This is a genomic window from Streptomyces changanensis (assembly GCF_024600715.1).
In the GTDB taxonomy this organism is placed as follows: domain Bacteria; phylum Actinomycetota; class Actinomycetes; order Streptomycetales; family Streptomycetaceae; genus Streptomyces; species Streptomyces changanensis.
Genome location: NZ_CP102332.1, coordinates 2,841,167 through 2,859,310, shown reverse-complemented (window position 1 = coordinate 2,859,310; position 18,144 = coordinate 2,841,167). Strand labels below are relative to the sequence as shown.

Annotated in this window: 16 protein-coding genes, 1 tRNA gene and 3 pseudogenes; 10 read left to right on the top strand and 10 right to left on the bottom strand. The window is 73.2% G+C overall.

Going from position 1 to position 18,144, the window contains the following annotated elements:
- The first annotated feature begins 160 nt into the window (after nucleotides 1–160).
- A complete protein-coding gene (locus tag NRO40_RS12635; RefSeq protein ID WP_198549313.1) occupies nucleotides 161–1,306 on the top strand; it encodes an ADP-ribosylglycohydrolase family protein in 1,146 nt (381 codons plus the stop codon).
- Here NRO40_RS12635 and NRO40_RS12630 read toward each other — a convergent pair.
- The 4 genes from NRO40_RS12630 to NRO40_RS12615 all read right to left on the bottom strand — a co-directional run bounded on the left by NRO40_RS12630 (nucleotide 1,291) and on the right by NRO40_RS12615 (nucleotide 5,989).
- Nucleotides 1,291–2,907 carry a sodium:solute symporter family protein gene (locus NRO40_RS12630; RefSeq protein ID WP_079046992.1) on the bottom strand — a complete coding sequence of 539 codons (1,617 nt, stop codon included), beginning with the start codon at nucleotides 2,905–2,907 and terminating at the stop codon, nucleotides 1,291–1,293. The genes NRO40_RS12635 and NRO40_RS12630 overlap by 16 nt on opposite strands.
- Before the next feature lie 604 nt (nucleotides 2,908–3,511).
- On the bottom strand, nucleotides 3,512–3,712 hold the full coding sequence (locus NRO40_RS12625) for a DUF397 domain-containing protein (RefSeq protein ID WP_058941793.1): 201 nt from the start codon (nucleotides 3,710–3,712) through the stop codon (nucleotides 3,512–3,514).
- A gap of 339 nt (nucleotides 3,713–4,051) precedes the next feature.
- Nucleotides 4,052–4,912, bottom strand: coding sequence for a helix-turn-helix domain-containing protein (locus NRO40_RS12620; protein WP_058941792.1), 861 nt, complete (start codon nucleotides 4,910–4,912; stop codon nucleotides 4,052–4,054).
- Between the two features lie 342 nt (nucleotides 4,913–5,254).
- Nucleotides 5,255–5,989: a GOLPH3/VPS74 family protein gene (locus NRO40_RS12615; RefSeq protein ID WP_079046991.1), complete on the bottom strand. Its 735-nt coding sequence runs from the start codon at nucleotides 5,987–5,989 to the stop codon at nucleotides 5,255–5,257.
- Between the two features lie 300 nt (nucleotides 5,990–6,289).
- On the opposite strand from NRO40_RS12615, the gene NRO40_RS12610 reads away from it, so the two are divergent.
- The 5 genes from NRO40_RS12610 to NRO40_RS12590 all read left to right on the top strand — a co-directional run bounded on the left by NRO40_RS12610 (nucleotide 6,290) and on the right by NRO40_RS12590 (nucleotide 13,544).
- The gene (locus tag NRO40_RS12610; protein WP_058941791.1) at nucleotides 6,290–8,788 is read left to right on the top strand and encodes a D-alanyl-D-alanine carboxypeptidase; all 2,499 of its coding nucleotides are present in this window, start codon (nucleotides 6,290–6,292) and stop codon (nucleotides 8,786–8,788) included.
- A gap of 298 nt (nucleotides 8,789–9,086) precedes the next feature.
- On the top strand, nucleotides 9,087–10,877 hold the full coding sequence (locus tag NRO40_RS12605; RefSeq protein WP_408057084.1) for an MFS transporter: 1,791 nt from the start codon (nucleotides 9,087–9,089) through the stop codon (nucleotides 10,875–10,877).
- Nucleotides 10,878–11,482: 605 nt separating this feature from the next.
- The gene (locus NRO40_RS12600; protein WP_157901823.1) at nucleotides 11,483–12,265 is read left to right on the top strand and encodes a DUF4232 domain-containing protein; all 783 of its coding nucleotides are present in this window, start codon (nucleotides 11,483–11,485) and stop codon (nucleotides 12,263–12,265) included.
- Nucleotides 12,266–12,327: 62 nt separating this feature from the next.
- Nucleotides 12,328–13,083, top strand: coding sequence for a S1 family peptidase (locus NRO40_RS12595; RefSeq protein ID WP_058941789.1), 756 nt, complete (start codon nucleotides 12,328–12,330; stop codon nucleotides 13,081–13,083).
- An 89-nt stretch (nucleotides 13,084–13,172) separates the two neighbouring features.
- Nucleotides 13,173–13,544: a hypothetical protein gene (locus tag NRO40_RS12590; RefSeq protein ID WP_058941788.1), complete on the top strand. Its 372-nt coding sequence runs from the start codon at nucleotides 13,173–13,175 to the stop codon at nucleotides 13,542–13,544.
- Between the two features lie 118 nt (nucleotides 13,545–13,662).
- Here NRO40_RS12590 and cyaB read toward each other — a convergent pair whose 3' ends face one another.
- Both cyaB and NRO40_RS12580 read right to left on the bottom strand, forming a co-directional pair.
- On the bottom strand, nucleotides 13,663–14,217 hold the full coding sequence (cyaB, locus tag NRO40_RS12585) for a class IV adenylate cyclase (protein WP_058941787.1): 555 nt from the start codon (nucleotides 14,215–14,217) through the stop codon (nucleotides 13,663–13,665).
- Nucleotides 14,218–14,232: 15 nt separating this feature from the next.
- On the bottom strand, nucleotides 14,233–15,084 hold the full coding sequence (locus NRO40_RS12580) for a helix-turn-helix domain-containing protein (RefSeq protein WP_058941786.1): 852 nt from the start codon (nucleotides 15,082–15,084) through the stop codon (nucleotides 14,233–14,235).
- A gap of 407 nt (nucleotides 15,085–15,491) precedes the next feature.
- Between NRO40_RS12580 and NRO40_RS12575 the strand changes: the two genes are divergently transcribed.
- Together NRO40_RS12575 and NRO40_RS12570 are read left to right on the top strand one after the other, a co-directional pair.
- Nucleotides 15,492–15,659 carry a hypothetical protein gene (locus tag NRO40_RS12575; protein WP_157901822.1) on the top strand — a complete coding sequence of 56 codons (168 nt, stop codon included), beginning with the start codon at nucleotides 15,492–15,494 and terminating at the stop codon, nucleotides 15,657–15,659.
- Nucleotides 15,656–15,907, top strand: a complete 252-nt coding sequence (locus NRO40_RS12570; protein ID WP_058941785.1) for a hypothetical protein — start codon at nucleotides 15,656–15,658, stop codon at nucleotides 15,905–15,907. The genes NRO40_RS12575 and NRO40_RS12570 overlap by 4 nt, the downstream gene beginning before the upstream one ends.
- On the opposite strand, the gene NRO40_RS12565 is transcribed toward NRO40_RS12570, so the two are convergent.
- From NRO40_RS12565 to NRO40_RS12555, 3 genes and pseudogenes are all read right to left on the bottom strand, one after another.
- Entirely contained in the window at nucleotides 15,882–16,106 is a 225-nt protein-coding gene (locus NRO40_RS12565) for a cold-shock protein (protein WP_058941784.1), read from the bottom strand. The genes NRO40_RS12570 and NRO40_RS12565 overlap by 26 nt on opposite strands.
- A 50-nt stretch (nucleotides 16,107–16,156) precedes the next feature.
- Entirely contained in the window at nucleotides 16,157–16,438 is a 282-nt protein-coding gene (locus NRO40_RS12560) for a hypothetical protein (RefSeq protein ID WP_058941783.1), read from the bottom strand.
- A gap of 122 nt (nucleotides 16,439–16,560) precedes the next feature.
- Nucleotides 16,561–17,094 (bottom strand): annotated as a pseudogene (locus NRO40_RS12555) (WD40/YVTN/BNR-like repeat-containing protein); the annotation flags it as partial.
- A 46-nt stretch (nucleotides 17,095–17,140) separates the two neighbouring features.
- Between NRO40_RS12555 and NRO40_RS12550 the strand changes: the two are divergent.
- Nucleotides 17,141–17,374: pseudogene (locus NRO40_RS12550) on the top strand (transposase); the annotation flags it as partial.
- A gap of 4 nt (nucleotides 17,375–17,378) precedes the next feature.
- Nucleotides 17,379–18,016 (top strand): annotated as a pseudogene (locus NRO40_RS30780) (tyrosine-type recombinase/integrase); the annotation flags it as partial.
- On the opposite strand, the gene NRO40_RS12540 reads toward NRO40_RS30780, so the two are convergent.
- A tRNA-Arg gene (locus NRO40_RS12540) sits at nucleotides 17,978–18,050 on the bottom strand. The pseudogene NRO40_RS30780 and the gene NRO40_RS12540 overlap by 39 nt on opposite strands.
- Between the last annotated feature and the right edge of the window lie 94 nt (nucleotides 18,051–18,144).

The following is an 18,144-nucleotide window of genomic DNA, read 5'->3' as shown; positions in this document are numbered from 1 at the left end:
CCTGACTCCATCTTTCCGAGGCGGGCCGAAAACGACCCCGGACAGGTAGTCGGAGCATCGCCCGTGCGAGTTCCCGGCGCGCGGCGAATAACCGTCGTCCTGCTGCGCGGACGGCCCTCGGCGGCCGGCACCCGTTCGATTACAGTGCTGCGCCGGAGCCATGTCGCGGGGGAGGGGCCTGTCGGTGAGTACCACAGCGGCGACCGTCTGGGGCCGGGCCGAACAGCAGGACTTCCGCGCCCGGGTACGGGGCTGCCTGCTGGGCGGTGCGATCGGGGACGCCCTCGGCGCGGGCGTGGCGCGCCTGCCCGTCGAGGCGATCCGCGAGCTGCACGGCGCGGACGGGCTCACGGACCTGGCGCCCGCCCACGGCCGGCGCGGTGCCGTCACGTACGCCACCCAGCTCGGCCTGTTCACCGTCGACGGGCTGATCCGCGCCCAGGTGCGCCGGGACACCGGCGCCTGGCACCCGCCGACCGACCTGCACCGCGCCTACCTGCGGTGGGCGGCGACCCAGCGCGACTGGGGCCCGGACGAGCGGCGCAAGGACAACGGCTGGCTCGCCGCGCAGGAGTGGCTGTACACCCGCCGCGATCCGCCCCGCGCCTGTCTGACGGGGCTGGGCGACGAGGTCCTCGGCACGCTGGCCGCACCGAAGAACCCGGCCGCCCGGGACGCGGGCGCCCTGGTCCGGTCGGCGCCGTTCGGGCTGCTGGTGGGCTGGGAGCCGCACCTGGTGTGCCAGTTGGCGGTGGAGTGCGCCACGCAGACGCACGGCCACCCCGCGGCGTACCTGGCCGCCGGCGCGTACGCGGTGGTGGTGCACGGGGTGGCGCGGGGCCTGGACGTGGAGTCGGCGGTGCGCGGCGCGCTGGCGCAGCTGCCGGAGCGGCCCGACCACGAGCCGGTGGCCGCCGCACTGGAGCGGGCGGTCGCCGCGGTGCGCGAGGGCGTGCCGACACCCGACCGGATCGCGTCGCTGGGCGACACGGACGGGGAGGCCGCGGAGGACGCCCTGGGGATCGCCGTGTACTGCGCGCTGGTCGCCGAGGACGTACCGCACGGGCTGCGCCTGGCGGTGAACCACGACGGCCCGTCGGAGGTGACGGGCGCGCTCGCGGGCGCCCTGCTGGGGGCGCTGCACGGCGAGACCGCCCTGCCGCCGGCCTGGCTGGCCGAGCTGGAGGGGCGGTCCACGCTGCTGGAGCTGGCCGACGACTTCGCCCTGGAGATGACGCAGGGCCCGGCGCTGCACGGCCCGTCGGCGGCGTCGCCGGGCTGGCTGGCCCGCTACCCGCGCGGCTGAGCGGCGGCCGGCGAGCCGGCGCCGGTGGACCCGGCGTCGGGGGTTCCGGTGTCGGGCGACCCCGCGCCGGGTGATCCGGCGCCGGGGGCCTCGGTGTCGGGCCCACCGGTGTCGGAGCCGTCGGCTTCGGTGTTGATCCGGTCGAGCACGGCGTCCCGTTCGGGCGTGTCCTCGGGCTTCAGGTGGCCGAGCAGGACGTACAGGACGAGGGACGTGGCGACCGGCGACACGATCTGGATCTGCAGTTCGACGCCGTCGAGGCCGTAGTTGGTGAGCCAGAAGGCGAAGAGTCCGGCGGCCCAGGAGACCAGCGCGGCGGTCGGGCCGGAGCGGCGGAAGGGCCGCAGCAGACCCAGCATGAACGGGATGGCGATGGGCCCCATCAGCCCGGCCACCCACTTGATGACGACGGTGATGATGTCCTTGAAGGCGGGCGAGTCGACCTGGGTGGCGATGCCCATCGACAGCGCGAGGAACGCGACGGTCGACCACCGGGCGGCGAGCAGCGCCGCCCGGTGGGACCAGCCGCGCGCGGCCTTCGACAGGACGGGGGCGATGTCCCGGGTGAAGACGGCCGCGATGGCGTTGGCGTCGGAGGAGCACATCGCCATCGTGTGGGAGAAGAAACCGACGACGACCAGCCCGAGCAGGCCGTGCGGCAGCAGCTCGCCCGTCATCAGCGCGTACGCGTCGGAGGCGTCGGCCTTCTCCGGCGTGACCAGCAGGGGCGCGCACCACATGGGGAAGAAGAGGACGAGCGGCCAGACGAGCCACAGCGCCGCCGAGAGCCACGCGGACCGGGTGGCCTCCCGGGCGCTGGGCGTCGCCATGTAGCGCTGCGCCTGGTTCCACATGCCGCCGTTGTACTCGAAGGTCTTGATGAAGAGGTACGCGAGCAGGAAGGTCATCGTGTACGGCCCGGCGGTGGGTTCCGCGTGGCCCTGGAGCTCGGGCCGGTCCCACACCGTCCACAGCGCGCTGAAGCCGCCGAGTTCGGCGAGGACGGCGGCGAGCATGGCGATCCCGGCGAGGAACTGGATGACGAACTGGCCGAGTTCGGTGAGCGCGTCGGCCCACAGCCCACCGACGGTGCAGTAGACGCCCGTGACGACACCGGTGATGAGGATGCCCTGGTTGAGGGAGATGCCGGTGAAGACGGAGAGCAGGGTGGCGATGGCGGCCCACTTCGCGCCGACGTCGACGATCTTCAGCAGCATCCCGGACCAGGCGAGGGCCTGCTGAGTGCGCAGGTCGTACCGGTTCTTCAGGTACTCCAGCGGGGACGCGACGCGCAACCGGGAGCGGAGCCGGTTGAGCCGGGGCGCGAAGAGCCGCGCGCCGATGGCGATGCCGACGGCGATGGGGAAGGACCAGGTGACGTACGAGGTGACGCCGTAGGTGTAGGCGATGCCCGCGTACCCGGTGAACATGACGGCGCTGTAGCCGGACATGTGGTGGGAGATGCCGGAGAGCCACCAGGGCATGCGGCCGCCCGCGGTGAAGAAGTCCCCGACGTCGTCGATGCGTTTGTGGGACCAGAGCCCGATCGCCACCATCACGCCGAAGTAGCCGATGAGCACAGCCCAGTCGAGACTGTTCATTGCCCCCTCCAGGGGTCCGCCTTGTGAACGCCACGGCACTTCGTCAGTACGGTGCGGACCAGCGGCACCCCGTGCGGGAGCGGGGCTTTCGGGGATTGAACCGTCCGGGCGGGCAAGCGGTCAAGACCCTTCCGGGTCATGGACATGAACAGCAGTCACCGGCTGGAACGTCTTTGCCGGTTCTTGACCTTCGGGCCCGTTGTCGGCGGCGCAGGGGGCGTCGGACGATGACCGGACGCTTCGTCAGGCCGTCGGCACCCCGTGCGCGCGGGCCGGCGCGCACGCGCCGCGGCTCGGTGCGCGCATGACGACGGCCGCGCGGGATGCGGGTCCCGTGCGGCCGTGGAGAGGAGGAGGACAGGCTCGTACGCCGTGGTCCGTGGCGGGGAGGCGGGGACCGGCGGCTCGCGCTCAGAGGTCACACTGCCGGGTACTGACCGGTATGTCGACCAAGTTCACAGAAAGGGCCGGAAAAGGGACCGGCAAGAAATGGGGGCGGGGAGTGGGGGCGTCGTCGCGGGTGGGCCCGATCCCTCTCGGCCGGGGACGGCGGACCAGTCGAGAGGGCTCCGTCGCGACGTGGGGGGGCAGGAAGGGGTGCGGCTCAGAGCGAGCCGGCGCCCACCTCGCGGACGAAGGCGTTCCACGCGCCCGGTACGAAGGAGATCGACGGGCCCGCGGGCACCTTGGAGTCGCGGACCGCGATCGAGGCGACGGCGGGGGACTTGACCTCGACGCACGCGCCGTTCCCGCCGGAGTAGGAGGACTTCGTCCAGGTGTCCGTGGCGCCCTGAATAATGGCCATGATTGTTCACTCCGGTTCTGGCTGGTTCTGGCTGGCAGGAGTCGCGCCAACCGTCAGGCTGGCGTGATCGACGCTACTCGCCCACCCTCCGGGTCCGGGGCGGTCGTTCACTCATCCGGATGGCATGTTCCCGTCCGGTCTACCGTCGGCGGCCGGTGGGGGTGTACCGTGCCGATCCTCGTACTGTCGGATCGGTTGTTTCCGGATGAACCCCGACATTCGGCCCGTGGAGCCTGGCGCCTGTGGGCAGCCGCGCCGCAGGGCCGCGCGGCTCCGTGGCGCCGCGACGCGGCCCCCGGCCCGCCGGCTCGGCTCTCGGCGTGGTCCTTGGCCGCCGGCTCAGCTCTCGGCGTGGTCCTTGGCCACCGCCGCGACGAACTGCCGGGTCTGCTCCACCCCCAGCGCCTGCGCGCGCAGGTGCTCGTACATGACGCTGTACCGCTGGACGTCGTTCGGCTTCTCCAGGTACAGGTCGCTGGTGACGCCCTCGATGTAGACGACCGACGAGTCCGTCGCGTCGGGGAACTCCAGGATCGCGTAGTGCCCGCTGATGCCCGGGTGCGCGCCCATCTCGAACGGCAGCACCTGCACCGTCACGTGCGGCAGGTGCGACAGCTCGATCAGCGACTCCAGCTGCTCCACCATCACGTCCCGGCCGCCGACGACCCGGCGCAGCGCCGACTCGTCGATCACCGCCCACAGGCGCAGCGGTTTCTCCACGTCGTGGACGCGGTCCTGGCGGCGCGTACGGACGTTGACCCGCTTGTCGATCTCCGACACCGGCGCCTCCGGCAGCGCGCCGTTGATGACGGCCTCCGCGTACGCCCGGGTCTGGAGCAGCCCCGGCACGATCTGCGGCTCGTAGACGCGCAGCGACGCGGCGTCGGTCTCCAGGCCGATGTACACGCTGTAGGGGATGTCGCCGAACGCGTGCCACCAGCCCTGCTGCCGCGAGTCCTTCGCCATCTGCATGAGCGAGTCGACGATCCGCCGGTCCTCGACCTCGTACACCCCGCACAGGTCCCGCACGTCGCGCTGGCTGATCGAGCGGCGGCCGTTCTCCAGCCGGCTGATCTTCGACTGGGAGACGAGCAGCCGCTCGGCGACCTCCTCCGCCGTCATGCCCTTCTGCTCGCGCAGCCGGCGGAGCTCCATGCCCAGTCTGCGTCGCCTGACGGTGGGGTTGACATTGGACGCCACGGGAACTGCACCTCCGGCTGCCTGGCTGTAGCTGGCGTTGCTCTGCGTATCTACTGCTCAGCAGACTGCCACCAAAGGGCGTGTGGCGCTGGAGAATTGCCACACGGGTGAGCGAACGCGAACGCGCGGGACGGCCGTGCGGGCCGCCCCGCGCACCCGTGCGACTCCCGACCGGGCCGTGTGGGACGCCGGTGCGGTGGACGTGCGGTGGTGCGGGCGTACAGGTGTCGCTCCCGTACCGGGGTGCCGCGTACGGGCGGCGGTGCCGCGTACGGGCGGCGGTGCCACGTACGGGCGGCGGTGCGGGTGGTGCGTGCGGGTGGTGCGCGTGGTGCCGGTGGTTCAGCGCGCGGCGACGCGGGCCATGGGCCCGGGGTGCGACGCCGTCCGCATCGGGACGGTGGCGGCCGGCCGGCCTGGACCTCCCGGGGCCGGCGGACGGCGCTGCGGAGCGCCGACGCCGTTCTGGACGTCCATCACGGCGTGCGCCACGAGGCCGCCCATCGGGTCGTGCCGGATCAGGTCCCGGAGCCGGGAGCGCGACGAACGCCCCTCGTTACCGGGGTAGAGGTGCTTGCCCAGGCCGACCGCGTGCGCGAGCGCGGCCAGGGCGGCGGTCCGCGGGTCCGGCGGTACGCCGGTGCGGATCGCGCTGTCCAGCCGGGACCTGATCTCCCGGCTGATGGCGGTGTCCGTCGCCTGGTAGCGCGTCGTCGGCAGCACCCCGCACATCTGGCTCTCCACGGCGTGGACCATGCCGCAGCGCTCCAGGTGCGAGAGGTACGTCTGACGCAACCCCAGCCGGGGTCCGCCTATCCAGTGGACCGCCCGTACCGGGCTGCCGCGTCTGCGCAGCAGTTCCAGTGCGGAGTCCAGCGTCGGATCTCCTGTCGGCCGTGGCATCACCACGGCGATACGATCCCCGTCAGGGGCTATCCGTCCTGCCAGAGCCAGCTCCACTAGCTGTGCTCCGGCGAGGCCGAGGTCGAGCGACTGCGGCTGCGCTGTGGTACCCGTGGCCGGGTCCAGAGCGAGCAGCAGAAGCTCCTCCGGAAGTGTTCTGCGGCTCCTGCCCATCCATGCCTCCCCGCGTGGATGAATGACAGGGTGACCCCTCTCACATTCATCTGTCGAGAGCGCCTGGGTGCTTCGTGCGGGAACCGGCAGGTATGTCGTTCTCGTCTAGCACGGGGGCCGAGGGGCTCACACAGGACACTGGTACACGGTTCGGACAACGCGTTGGTTGGAGGCACGGTGGCGGGCGAGTCCCCCGACAAGTCGGAGCAGCGGAAGTCTCCGGGGGAGACGGCTGCGGGCGGTCGCGATCCGCGGCTCGCCGCCTTCGGCGAGGCGCGGACCGGTGCGAGGCCGGCTGGGGTGGACCAGCCGACCGCGGTGTTCAAGGCGCCGAAGCTGACGGAGCCGGAGCCGGCGCGGGAGCCGGCACGGGACGGGGCGGCTTCGCCCGACACGGCGAAGGCGGCGGCCGACCGGGCGGAGCCGTCGAAGCCGTCGGACGCGTCGGACGCGTCGGAGGGGTCCGCCGGGGAGCGTACGGCTGCCGCCGGGGGCGCGACCGTGCCCGAGGCGCGGGAGTCGTCGGACGCCGACACCGCCGACTCCGCTGGGGCCGCCGACCCCACGACCCCGGCCGACACCGATGCAGGTGCCGACGCCGGTGCCGGTGCCGACGCCCCGGAGGCGGCCGCCGTGGACACCGCCGATGATGAGGCCGAGCCCGAGGCCACCGAGGCCGCTTCGGACGCGCGCGCCGACGGCGACCGCGCCGGCGACCGCGCCGGCGACGGCGACGGCGAAGACCGCGACGGTGACGATGACCGCGACGACGAGCAGGAGGACCCCGCCCCGGCTGCGACAGCCGAGCGCAACGTCGACCAGCCCACCGCGGTCTTCAGCACCGTCCGGAAGCCCGCCGCGCGGGTCGACCAGCCCACGACCGCGCTCAAGGCGCTCACGCCGAGGTCCCCGGCGTCCTCGGGGAAGACCCCGTCGGACGACGAGCCCGCCGCCGTGACGGCCACGCCGACCCCCGCGAAGGGCAAGGGCAAGGCCCCGGCGGGCGAGGACGCGGACGAGGCCCCCGCCGGCAGGACCGCCCCCAAGTGGGCCACCGGCGGCACCCGCGACACGAGCGCCCGCGACACCGCCGACGGTGACACCGACACGGACACCGCCGGTGCCGACACCGCCGACGACGAGTCCGACGGGCGGCCGAGCACGTTCGTGCCGCTGCGCACCGACGACGTACGCCCCGCCGCGCCCAAGCGCGCCACGGGCACCCCCGAGACGCAGGCCCGCGCCACGGCGACGTCCGCCGGGCCGACGCCCGACACGGCGGCCTCCGGCAAGGCGATGTCCGCCGGGCCGACGTCCGGCAAGGCGACGGCTTCCGACAAGGCGACGGCGTCCGCCGGGGCGACCGCGTCCGGCAAGGCGACGGCGTCCGCCGGGGCGGCGTCCACCGTGCCGCCGCGTGCCGCCGCCCCGAACGAGATCACCGCCGAGACTCCCGCGCCGCCCGCGTCCCTCGCCGAGGCCGAGCGCACCAAGCAGCAGCCCATGCCGCCGCTCCCGCCGCTGGACCTCCTGGCGGAGCTGACGAACACGCCGCCCCCGCCGGAGACACCGGTGCGGACGCTCGTGCGCCGGGTCAAGATCTGGTCCCCGCTGGTCCTCCTCCTGGTGATCGTCTTTGCGGTCGTACAGATGCTGCGGCCGCTGCCCGCCCCGTCGCTGAGCCTCTCCGCCGACCCCACGTACACCTTCGCGGGCGGGAAGCCGGCCATGCCGTGGCCCACCGAGGGCCAGGGCGCGGTCGAGGTCGAGGGCGTCGGCCTGATCGGCACGTACGGCCCGCAGAAGCCCGCGCCGATGGCGAGCGTCGCCAAGACGATGACGGCGTACGTGCTCCTGCGCGACCACCCGATCAAGAGCAAGAGCGCCGGTCCGAAGATCGAGATCGACCAGCTGACCGAGGAGCAGGCGAGCAACCCCGACTGGTCCGTCGCCCCCGTCAAGAAGGGGCAGGTCTACACGCAGGGCGAGCTGCTCCAGCTGCTGATGATCCGTTCCGCGAACAACGTCGCCCACCTGCTGGCGCGCTGGGACGCGGGGTCCGAGGAGGCGTTCATCAAGAAGATGAACACCACCGCCAAGGACCTCGGCATGACGAACACGACGTACACGGACGCGAGCGGCTTCGACAAGGGCACGGTCTCCACCCCGGTCGACCAGCTGAAGCTGGCCAAGGCGGCGATGAAGGACCCGGCGTTCCGCGAGATCGTCGACATGCCGAACGTGACCCTGCCGCAGATCGGCCGGCAGTTGGAGAACGGCAACACCCTCCTGCTGCAGCCAGGCATCTCCGGCGTCAAGACCGGCACGTCCACCCCGGCCGGCGGCAACCTCCTGTGGTCCGCGAACACGGTGGTCGACGGCAAGGTGCGGCGCGTCCTCGGCATCGTCATGAACGTCAAGTCGCCGGCGCTGCTCTCCGAGAAGACGAAGCTGGCCGTCGAGACGTTCAGCCGCGGCCTCATCGATGCCGCCAAGGAGGGCGTCACGTCCGCGGCGGTCGTGAAGAAGGGCGACGTCGTCGGGTACGTCGACGACGGCCTCGGCGGACGTACGCCGGTCGTCGCCACGAAGGACCTGAAGCCGGTCGGCTGGGCCGGGCTGGAGGTCGACCTGATCCTCACCGACGGCGGCAAGGCCGTCCCGCACACGGCGGCCGGGGGCACGGTCGTCGGCGAGCTGGCCGTCGGCTCCGGCGAGGGCCGGGTCAGCGTCCCGGTGGCGCTCCAGCAGGACCTGGCGGAACCCGGCTTCGGCGCCAAGCTCACCCGGATCGGCTGACGCACCGCGCGGCCAGGGCGTCCCGGACCACCGGGGCGCCCTGAGCGCGTCTCGCCGGGAAGCCCGCATCGGGCCGGACCGGGCCGGAGCGGGCCGAACCCCGGGCCGGAGCGGGCCGAACCCCGGGCCGGAGCGGGCCGAGCCCGGGGTCCGGAGCAGGCCGAATCCGGTGCGGAGCAGTCGGAGCGGGTCGGAGCAGGTCGGGGCAGGTGGACCGGGCCCGAGCAGGTCGAAGCAGTCGAAGAAGGTCGGACCAGGGAGCCGAGGAGTGACCACCGCGGAAGGCCCGGGCCCGGACGTGCGGTCCGCGCACCCGTCGCCCACCCACGCGCCGCCCACCCATGTGGCCCGTACACACGTGCCGCCCACACGGGTGCCGCCCGCACGTGTGCCGTCCGCACGCCGCGGGCCCGCGCGCCCGGGATCCGAGCGCCCGGCGCCGGCGGGCCCGCGACGGCTGCGCGCCCACCCCGTCGCGGTGGCGACCGCCCTGGCCGCCGTGCTGCACGTCCTGTGGTTCCTCGCCGTCGCCAACAGTGGCGGCGACCTCGCGGCGCAGGACGCGTGGGCGGACTTCGCGACCCGCCACCCGGGCTCGGCGTACAACCTCTCCTGGTACGGCGGCATGCACACGATGTCGTACAGCGTGCTGTCGCCGTACGTGATGTCGCTGGTCGGCGTGCGGGCGACGATGATGGCCGCCGGGACGGTCTCGGCGGCGCTCACCGCCCTCCTCCTGGTGCGGACCCGCGCCGTCCGCAACCCCCTCGCCTGCGCGCTCGCCGCGGTGTTCGCGCTGCTGTGCAACGCCGTGTCCGGGCGGGTCACCTTCGGCCTCGGGCTGATGTGCGCGCTCGGCGCGGCTGCCGTGGTCTTCGCCTGGCCGCGCCGGTGGCGCCGCCACCACGCCGCGCGGGCGACCGCCGCCGCGCTCCTGGCCGGTACGGCGACCGCCGCGAGCCCGGTGGCGGGCCTGTTCCTCGGGGTGGTGGCCGGTGCCCTGTTCCTGCGGGGCCGACGGCCCGCCGCGTACGCGCTGGGCGTGCCGCCCGTGCTGGTCGTCGCGGCGACGGCGCTGCTGTTCCCGTTCTCCGGTACGCAGCCGATGGGGTTCGGCACGGTGCTGCTGCCGGTGGTGTTCGGCGCGCTGTGCCTGGCGCTCGTGCCGGCGGCGTGGCGGACCGTGCGCGTCGCGGCGGGCCTGTACGTCGCCGGGACGCTGCTGACCTGGCTGGTCGACTCGCAGATCGGTTCCAACGTCACGCGGCTGCCCATGCTGTTCGCGGGCGTGGTGCTGCTCGCGGCGCTGCCGTACGCGACGCGGCGCGGCCGGTACGCGCTGCTCGCCGCCCTGCTGGTGTTCCACGCGTGGATCGGCTTCAAGAGCGTCGACGACGTGCGGCTGACCACGCCGCACACGTCGTGGGCGAGCCGGACGGCGCCGCTCCTGGACGAACTGGAGCGCCGGGGCGCGGAGCGGACCCGCGTCGAGGTCGTCCCGGCCCGCAGCCACCGCGAGTCCAGCGCGCTCGCCCCGCACGTGAGCCTCGCGCGGGGCTGGAACCGCCAGGCCGACATCGAGCGGAACCCGCTCTTCTACGACGGCACCCTGAACGCCGGCACCTACCGCGCCTGGCTGGACCGCTGGGCCGTGCGGTACGTCGTCCTCCCCACGGGCAGGCCCGACACGGGCGCCGAGGAGGAGACCGCCCTGATCGAACGCGGCCTGCCCTATCTGGACCCGGTGTGGTCCGACGGCCACTGGCGCCTGTTCGCCGTCCGCGGCGCGAGCCCCCTGGCCGGCCCGTCGGCGACGGTCGACGCGGCGGCGGCGGACGCCCTCACCCTGCGGGTCGACAGGCCCGGCCGGATACGCGTGAAGGTCCCGTACTCGCCGTGGCTGTCCCTGGTGGACGAGCGGGGTGAGCGGCTGCCCGCCGAGGGCGGCGCGTGCCTGCGGAAGTCCGCGCGGACGGCGGAGGGGGACGAGTGGACCGAGCTGGAGGCGCCCGCGCCGGGCGTGTACCGGCTGGCGTCGCCGTACGGCCTCTTCCCCCGCGGCACCCCCTGCGCCGCCCCGGCCGACTGACGCCGCCTCCCCTCCCCGAGCACCGCCCCACCCACGTACCGACGTACGGTCGCGGGTCGCGGGTCGCGGGGCGCGGGTCACCGCCGACGCGGACCCGCGCACGGCCACCAGCCACGTGCCACGGCCCGGCCGCCCGTCACCGACGCGTGCCCGCGCCCGGCCGCACCGGGCCCGTTCCCGTCGCCGTGCCCGGCCCGCACCCGTGCGCGTAGTGGGCTTGCACCCGTGGGCGTACCCGGCCCGCACCCGTCGCCGTACCCGTACTCGGCCCGCACTCGTGGGCGTACCCGGCCCGTACCCGGCCGGCACGCCGCTTCCCCGTTCCAGGCAGGCGTTCCAGGCGCCGCACCTTTCCGCAGGTCAGGGCTGGCTCGGGCGTTCCAGCGTCCCCCGTTCCCACCGGTGGCTGGCGGGAACGGCGCGCGGCCCCGCAGAGTGAGGGCAGCGCCGCCCGGACCGGGTGGGCCGCTCGACCGGAGGCGGACACCGCCCCGGCTCGACCGGGGCCGTGAGGGCCCCACGGCCGCCAGGAACCGGCGCGCTCGGACGGCGCCACTGCCGCGACCACCACCACACACGCACCACCCGACGGGGGCTTGTTCACCATGCGCACTTCCACCACCACCCGCACCAGCCGCATCCGCCGCACCACCATCGCCGCCGCCCTGCTGACGGCGGCCCTCTCGATGTCCGCCTGCGGTATCACCGAGGTGTCGAAGGACCCGGCGTCCGCCGTGCCGGCCGGCACCGCCGTGACCGCCCCGGCACCGTCCACCGCGCCCGCGACGCCCGGCGCGGAGGCCACCGGCACCCCCGGCACCCCCGGTGGCTCCTCCACGGGCGGCTCCGGTACGGCCGCGCCCTCCGCCCCCGCGGCGGGCAGCGCCACCGCTGACCGGCAGGCCACCGGCGGCACGCCCACCGCCCACCGGCCGAACGGCGGCAGGACCGCCGCCGCGGCCGTCACCACCTGCACCGGCGCCAACACCCGCGTCGTCGTCCAGCGCCCCGCCCGCCCCATCAACCACCTGCTGCTCACCGCCAGCAACAAGAGTTCCGCGCCCTGCGACCTCCACGCCGCGCCGTACCTGCGCTTCGACCAGGCGCACGCCCCGATCGCCGTCGACGACTCGACCCGCCGGCAGAGCGTCATCCGGCTCGCCCCGGGCGGGTCCGCGTACGCCTCCGTCGTGTTGATGGGCGAGCGCACCGGCGGCGAGGTCAACGGCCGCACCGCCTCCCGCCTCGCCGTCCACTTCGCGTCCGCGAACGGCACGGGCTCCACCGGCCCGTCCGCGCAGCTGACCCTCCCGTCCGGCACGTACCTCACCGACGACGCCCGGGTCATGCACTGGACGGACGACTTCGACGAGGCCGCGGCGTACTGACCCGCGATCACACCACCCGCCCCACCACCCCTCACCACACACGGCGACCGGAGAACGACAGCATGAAGAACACCCGCAGGCACCGCGTACGACGCACGGCGACCGCCGCGCTGCTCTCCCTGGGCGTGGCCCTCGGCCTGGCCACCCCCTCCGCGCAGGCCGTCGAGGGCGGCACGACGATCGAGTCGCGGTGGGGATCCGGCATGGCCCAGGTGTGGGAGTCGACGTCCGGCGGCCCCGCGTACCGGTGCAGCGGCAGCGTCGTCGGTCCGATCAAGGTCCTGACGGCCTCACACTGCTTCCCGCAGGGCGCGGACTTCAGCGACTACTACGTCCTGGTCGGCCACACCGAGAAGGGCAAGGGCCACCGCATCCGGATCGGCAACGTCAACCGGCACCAGGACCTCGCCGTCGCCAGCCTCACCGCCGACGTACGCCGCTACCCCGAGGTCCAGCACGTCGAGCTGCAGACCAGGCTGGAGCCCGTACCGGGCGAGTACGGCCTCGCCCTCGGCTGGGGCCGCACCTGCCTGTCGTGCCCCGGCTCGGTCAAGCTCAAGCAGGCGAAGGTCAGGATCATCGACTACACCCGGGACCTCGCCGGCGGCCCGGCCTACCGCGTCTTCAGCTCCCCGAAGAACGGCGCGCTGCGCAACGGCGACTCGGGCGGCCCCATGTACTGGAACGGCAAGCAGATCGGCGTGGTCTCCGACGACGGCGGCCAGAACGACCCGGTCCACGCGGGGATCTCGCTCTTCGACGACGCGGCGGAGCGGTACCTCACCGACATGCACGTGCCGATCAACAGGCCCTGGTGACACCCCCGCCGACCCCGCCACCCGCCACCCACCACTCACCGCCACACCTGCCCCGTGCCACCGGCACCGACGGAAACCGGGAACCACCCATGAACGACACCACCCGACGGACGGCCTTGTCCCTGGGGGCCCTCGCCACGCTCGTCGCCGCCCCGACCGCCCAGGCCGCCGACACGATGTGCGCGACGGCCGGGTACCTGGAGGAGTCCGCCGTCTGCATCTACGACAAGCCCAACGGCTACCAGGGCGTCCTGTACGCGGGCGACGACATGCGCGAGCACCGGGTGGAGTTCGCCCTCCTGTGCCGGCGGGACGACCGCGTGTACGGCGGCACGTCGTACAAGGTCACCACCAAGGTCCTCGACTGGACGTTCGCCGTCCCCCGCCAGGGCTACTGCTCGTTCCAGGTGAAGGACCTCACCCGCGGCAAGACCTGGCGCACCCCGTCCATCCACCGCTGACCCACCCGCCGGGGGCGGCTCCCGAGCCGCCCGCGCCACATCCCCTCCGCGCGGTTCGGCCCCGCGGAGGGTACGGCCGTTCCTGTGTTCCCTCTGCCAGGGGCCCCGTTGGCAGGACTCAACAGCGTTGTGCCGCCACAGCGCCAGTGTAGGTATCGAGTGTGAGGTCCTTCGGCTCGATCCCCAGCTCTGCCAGTACCGCGCGGACATCGGCGAGGGCGGCGGCAACCTCGTGTTCGGCAACGAGGGCTTCGACCTCCAGAAACGTCCCGTCGATGTCCGGTACCCGGACGAGCGTGGCGACCATGTGCCGACCTCGCGCCTGGAACTCGTAGTTGCGACAGTGCTTTTCGAAGGCGATCACTTCGACGTGTCCCAGACCCCGGAGAATCGCATGCGCCGCGTCGGCGTCGCCGACGACCGTCTCATGCTCGGGCTTGGAACCGGACTCGGAGTCGACCGCGGCGTCCTTGAACGTGATCAGGGTGTGAGCGCTGCCGGCGCCCTGCACGGTTCGCACCCTCAGTTCCTGATCGGCATGGCCCAGCGAGCCGTCAGGGCGGTCGTAATAGGTATCGCGGTAGACCTCGATCCGAGCTGTGGCCAGCTCGTCCAGCCGGCGCATGACCGCCTCGGGCGCGTGCACACGCGCTTTCAGCTCCGCCTCGATCACGCCGTCCCCTTTCTGTCAGACCGTTCGCTCGGCCTCGTCGATGACCGCCTCGAACATGCGGCGGAACCCCCGGAACAGAGGGCCCTGAGGTGTCTCCATGACCTTGTAGGTGGCCGACTCGTGACCCTCCCAGCCGGTGTCGAAGGCGCCGACGAACATCGTGGCGTCCGTGCGGATCACACGCCAAGTGGGCAGAGTGCGATACCGGTACACGCTGATGTCACAAACGTCGGTGAGCTCCCGTAGGCGGGCCTCGGCGAGACACACGCCGCTGGCCAGGGACTCCGCCGATTCGCCGATCTCGGCTGCACGGCGTGCGAGCACTGGTGATTCCGGATCCAACAGGGCAACCCGAACGCGGATTCCCTTTCCTCCAGTTCGCCGAGAGAGGCACGTCCGCAGCAGTGAGTCGTTCAAGCCGATCAATCCGAGACCCCGAACGGCCAGGACGTCCAACTCCCGCGCCTCGCTCGTTTGGTTCCGGATGTCCTGAGCTGCCGAGGACTGGGCCGCGTACACGCGGACGACCTCGGGAAAGGCTGCGAGGTCGTAAGCCGCTCCGTCCCCGCACCGTTCACCACCGGCCGCGAGGCCAAGCAGATGGCGTGCGCCATCAGGCATGCGCAGACCGTGCGCGATCCGCTCGTACACGTCGAGTCTGGAGACTTCACGACGCCCGTTGATGATCTCGTTGACGCGTGCCTGCGTCATCCCTGCAGCCGTGGCGATGCGAGCTTGGCTTGCTCCGGTGTACTGCTGGACGTGCCGGAACACCGCCCCGATGTCACGCACCCGCAAGGCCTGCCGAACTCCCGCATGCTCCCAGGCCCAACCCGGTAACTCGATCGGTTCCAACACGGTCGACATGCAGCAGCTCCCGGTATGCGCGATGGGGATGGCAAGTCATCCCAGCGTGAGATTACCGATGTGGGCTTGGTTCGACACACTGCGTCACAAGATTCTGTGTGCGTCACACCCCCGCGAGCCGCCCACACCCACCTGGGGGACGGCCGACCAAGAGGATTCGCCATGACCCTTCCACGCCGCTTGGGCGCTGCCCTCGCGTCTCGGCTGAGAGCAACGGGCCGCCGAACCGGGCGCACACACCCGCACCCCCACCCGCTCCCCGGAGCACCCCACCCGTACGGCGCGTCCCGCGGCCCCCGCCCCGCGCCCGTCGCCCCGCACCTGCCGCGTGCCGCCGCCCGGCCGCACGTGCTGATCGAGACGGGCTCCCCGGTACGCCCCTACGTCCTGGTCGAGGGGGCCGCCCGGTGAGCGGGATCTCCCTGCGGGTGTACCGCGTCGGCCCGGACGGCACGACGACCACCGTCCTGGACCGGCGCGCGTACGAGCCCGACGACCGGCCGCCGCCCCTCGACGGACTCGCCTACCCGCCGTGCTCCTGCGCGCGGTGCGCGGAAGGGAGGACGGGGCAGTGATCGAGAGCCAGTACTGGCCCGCGTCGACGCTGGACGGCGTACCCGACGTGGAGGCGCTCACCGCGGGCCGCCGCCGTGGCCGCGACTGTGTGTACTGCGGGTCGCCGCTGACCGAGGACGCCGCCGTCGACCTCGGCGAACAGCACTACCGCCCGCCGTGGGGCGGCCCGCTCATCGCCTGGAGGCCCCGCTCCTGCACCACCTGCCGCGAGACCCGGGGCGTCAAGCGGGCAGGGGGACGATGGTGAGCGCGCGGTAGTCGTAACCGTCCTGCCGGAAGCCGGGCGCCTCCCAGGTCAGCTCGACCCGCTGCCCCGGCGCCAGGGCGCGGAAGCCCGGCATCTCGACGGCGGAGTAGTGCCCGAAGCAACCCCCGGGCGTCTCGGGGCAGTCGAGCACCCCCCACCCCTCCTCGTCCCGCCACTCACGAACCGTCCCGATCACCATGCGACGACCCTACGATGTCCCCGCCCCGACACCGGGGCCCCGCCCCGCCGTCACAGCGGCGTCCCGGATCGCGTCCCCGCCGGTTCCCGCTTCGTCGGCGCGCCGAGGGTGGGGACGCCCGGGACGGGCAGGACGGCGACCACGGTGACGACCAGCGCGCACCCGGCGAAGGCGGTGAGCGCCGCGGGGGACAGCACCCCCAGCAGGAAGCCCGCCGCCACGCAGACGGGCATGAGGGCCTGGCTGAGGAGGGCGTCGAGGGCGTACACCCGGCCGAGCATGCCGTCCGGGCTCCGCTCCTGGAGCGCGGCGCCCCACAGGACCGCGAACACGGAAAGCACCCGCCCCGGCGAAGGCGCGGGGCCGAGAAGGGCCGCGGAGGGGTGACCGGTCGGGTTTCCTCAGCCGTCGCGGGGCCGCGGGCAATGCCCTCGGCCCCGCTCGGGCGTCGGGGTCAGGACGGGTCGCCATACTGGAGGCCGCGTCCGTTGGTGCCGACGTAGACGCGCCCGTAGGTGTCGGGGTCACCGGTGATGACGCCGACACCGCCGATGCTGCCCCACTGGTGGGCGTCGTCGTTGACGCGGAGCCAGGTGGCGCCCTTGTCGGTGGAGCGGAAGATGCCGGTGACGTCCTTGACGGTGTCGATCAGGTACAGGGCCTGGTAGGAGGCGCCGGGTGCGGCCTTTCCGAAGCCGAGGGCGGAGGCGGACTTCACCGTGGTGAGCCTGGTGAAGATGCGGCCGCCGTCGGTGGAGTGCAGCAGCCCCTGACCGCCACCGGCGATCCACAGGTCCCCGGCGACGCCGGGGACGGCCGTGAGCCGGCCATCGGCGGGAAGGCCGGTGGCGCGGGGGGTGAAGGTCGCTCCGCCGTCGGTGCTGGCGTGGAGCGTGCCGCCGGACAGTGAGGAGAACGTCCTGGCCGCGGCGCGGTCGGCGACGACCACGGCGCCGGTGCCCAGGCCGCTGACCTTCGACCAGCTCGCGGGCCCCCTCGGCGCGTGCCGGTGCCTCGGCATACGACACGTCCAACTGTGGAAATCGCTCCGCGGCAAGCGGATCGGCGTTCCGCATCGCCCGCAAAGGCGTCGGGTCATCAGGGCGACTCGGGCGGCACCGGTGGGTGATTGAGCGGACCATGTCCTGGCTGGCCGGCTACCGCAGACTCAACCACCGCTACGAGCGCCGCCCCCGCGACTTCTGGCCTTTCCCGGCCTCGCCGCCGCCCTGTGCTGCTACAAGCGCCTTGTCCGCCTCACCACATAGGACACGGTCTAAGGGTGCCGACCGTTATGACGTGCCCGAGCGGCCGGTCCTCACGGTGGCGGAGGTCTTCGCCCTCGCCGACGCCATCGCGCCGCGCTACCGGCTCCTCGTGCTCCTGGCGGCCTTCACCACTCTGCGGTTCGGCGAGCTGGCGCGGTCCTGCGGGGCCGGGATGTCGACCTGGAGGAGCTGACCCTCACCGTGCGCCGGGCCCAGGCCGAGTCGCAGGACGGCCGGCTCTTCGACAAGGCGCCGAAGTACGCGGCCCGGAAGGCGGCGGGCGTCACGGTCGAGCTGCACGTCCACGACCTGCGGCACACGGGCGACACGTTGACTTCGACGGCCGGGGCCGGCACGCGGGAGCTGATGACCGGATGGGGCACAGCAGCTCGCGTGCCGCGCTGCTATCAGCACATGACCAGCGACCGGGACCGGGCCGTCGCGGACCGGCTCGGGGCCATGATCCGGGGCGGTGGGGGATCGGTGTCGGACTCCTCCACGGAGGACGCCGAGCGGGCGGAGTGGCACGCGTGCGGCACGGCGTCCGGAACGGCGAAGGGCCAGCCTGGGAGGAAATCCCTCCTGAGCTGGCCCTCTTCTCTGTGCCCCAGGCAGGATTCGAACCTGCGACACCCGCTTTAGGAGAGCGGTGCTCTATCCCCTGAGCTACTGAGGCGTGATCATGGCGGGCCGGGCCGCCGCCGACAGTGTAGCGGGTGGGGGTGTCGGGCGTCGGCGCGGATGCGGGTCCGCCGTGGTGGCCGTCACGG

Bases quoted from the DNA above. Each gene is read 5' to 3' on its own strand.
- NRO40_RS12565 (WP_058941784.1), bottom strand. From the start codon at position 16,106: ATGGTGATCGGGACGGTTCGTGAGTGGCGGGACGAGGAGGGGTGGGGG.
- NRO40_RS12590 (WP_058941788.1), top strand. From the start codon at position 13,173: ATGAACGACACCACCCGACGGACGGCCTTGTCCCTGGGGGCCCTCGCC.
- NRO40_RS12625 (WP_058941793.1), bottom strand. From the start codon at position 3,712: ATGGCCATTATTCAGGGCGCCACGGACACCTGGACGAAGTCCTCCTAC.
- NRO40_RS12600 (WP_157901823.1), top strand. From the start codon at position 11,483: ATGCGCACTTCCACCACCACCCGCACCAGCCGCATCCGCCGCACCACC.
- NRO40_RS12580 (WP_058941786.1), bottom strand. From the start codon at position 15,084: ATGTCGACCGTGTTGGAACCGATCGAGTTACCGGGTTGGGCCTGGGAG.
- NRO40_RS12615 (WP_079046991.1), bottom strand. From the start codon at position 5,989: ATGGGCAGGAGCCGCAGAACACTTCCGGAGGAGCTTCTGCTGCTCGCT.
- NRO40_RS12630 (WP_079046992.1), bottom strand. From the start codon at position 2,907: ATGAACAGTCTCGACTGGGCTGTGCTCATCGGCTACTTCGGCGTGATG.
- NRO40_RS12635 (WP_198549313.1), top strand. From the start codon at position 161: ATGTCGCGGGGGAGGGGCCTGTCGGTGAGTACCACAGCGGCGACCGTC.
- NRO40_RS12595 (WP_058941789.1), top strand. From the start codon at position 12,328: ATGAAGAACACCCGCAGGCACCGCGTACGACGCACGGCGACCGCCGCG.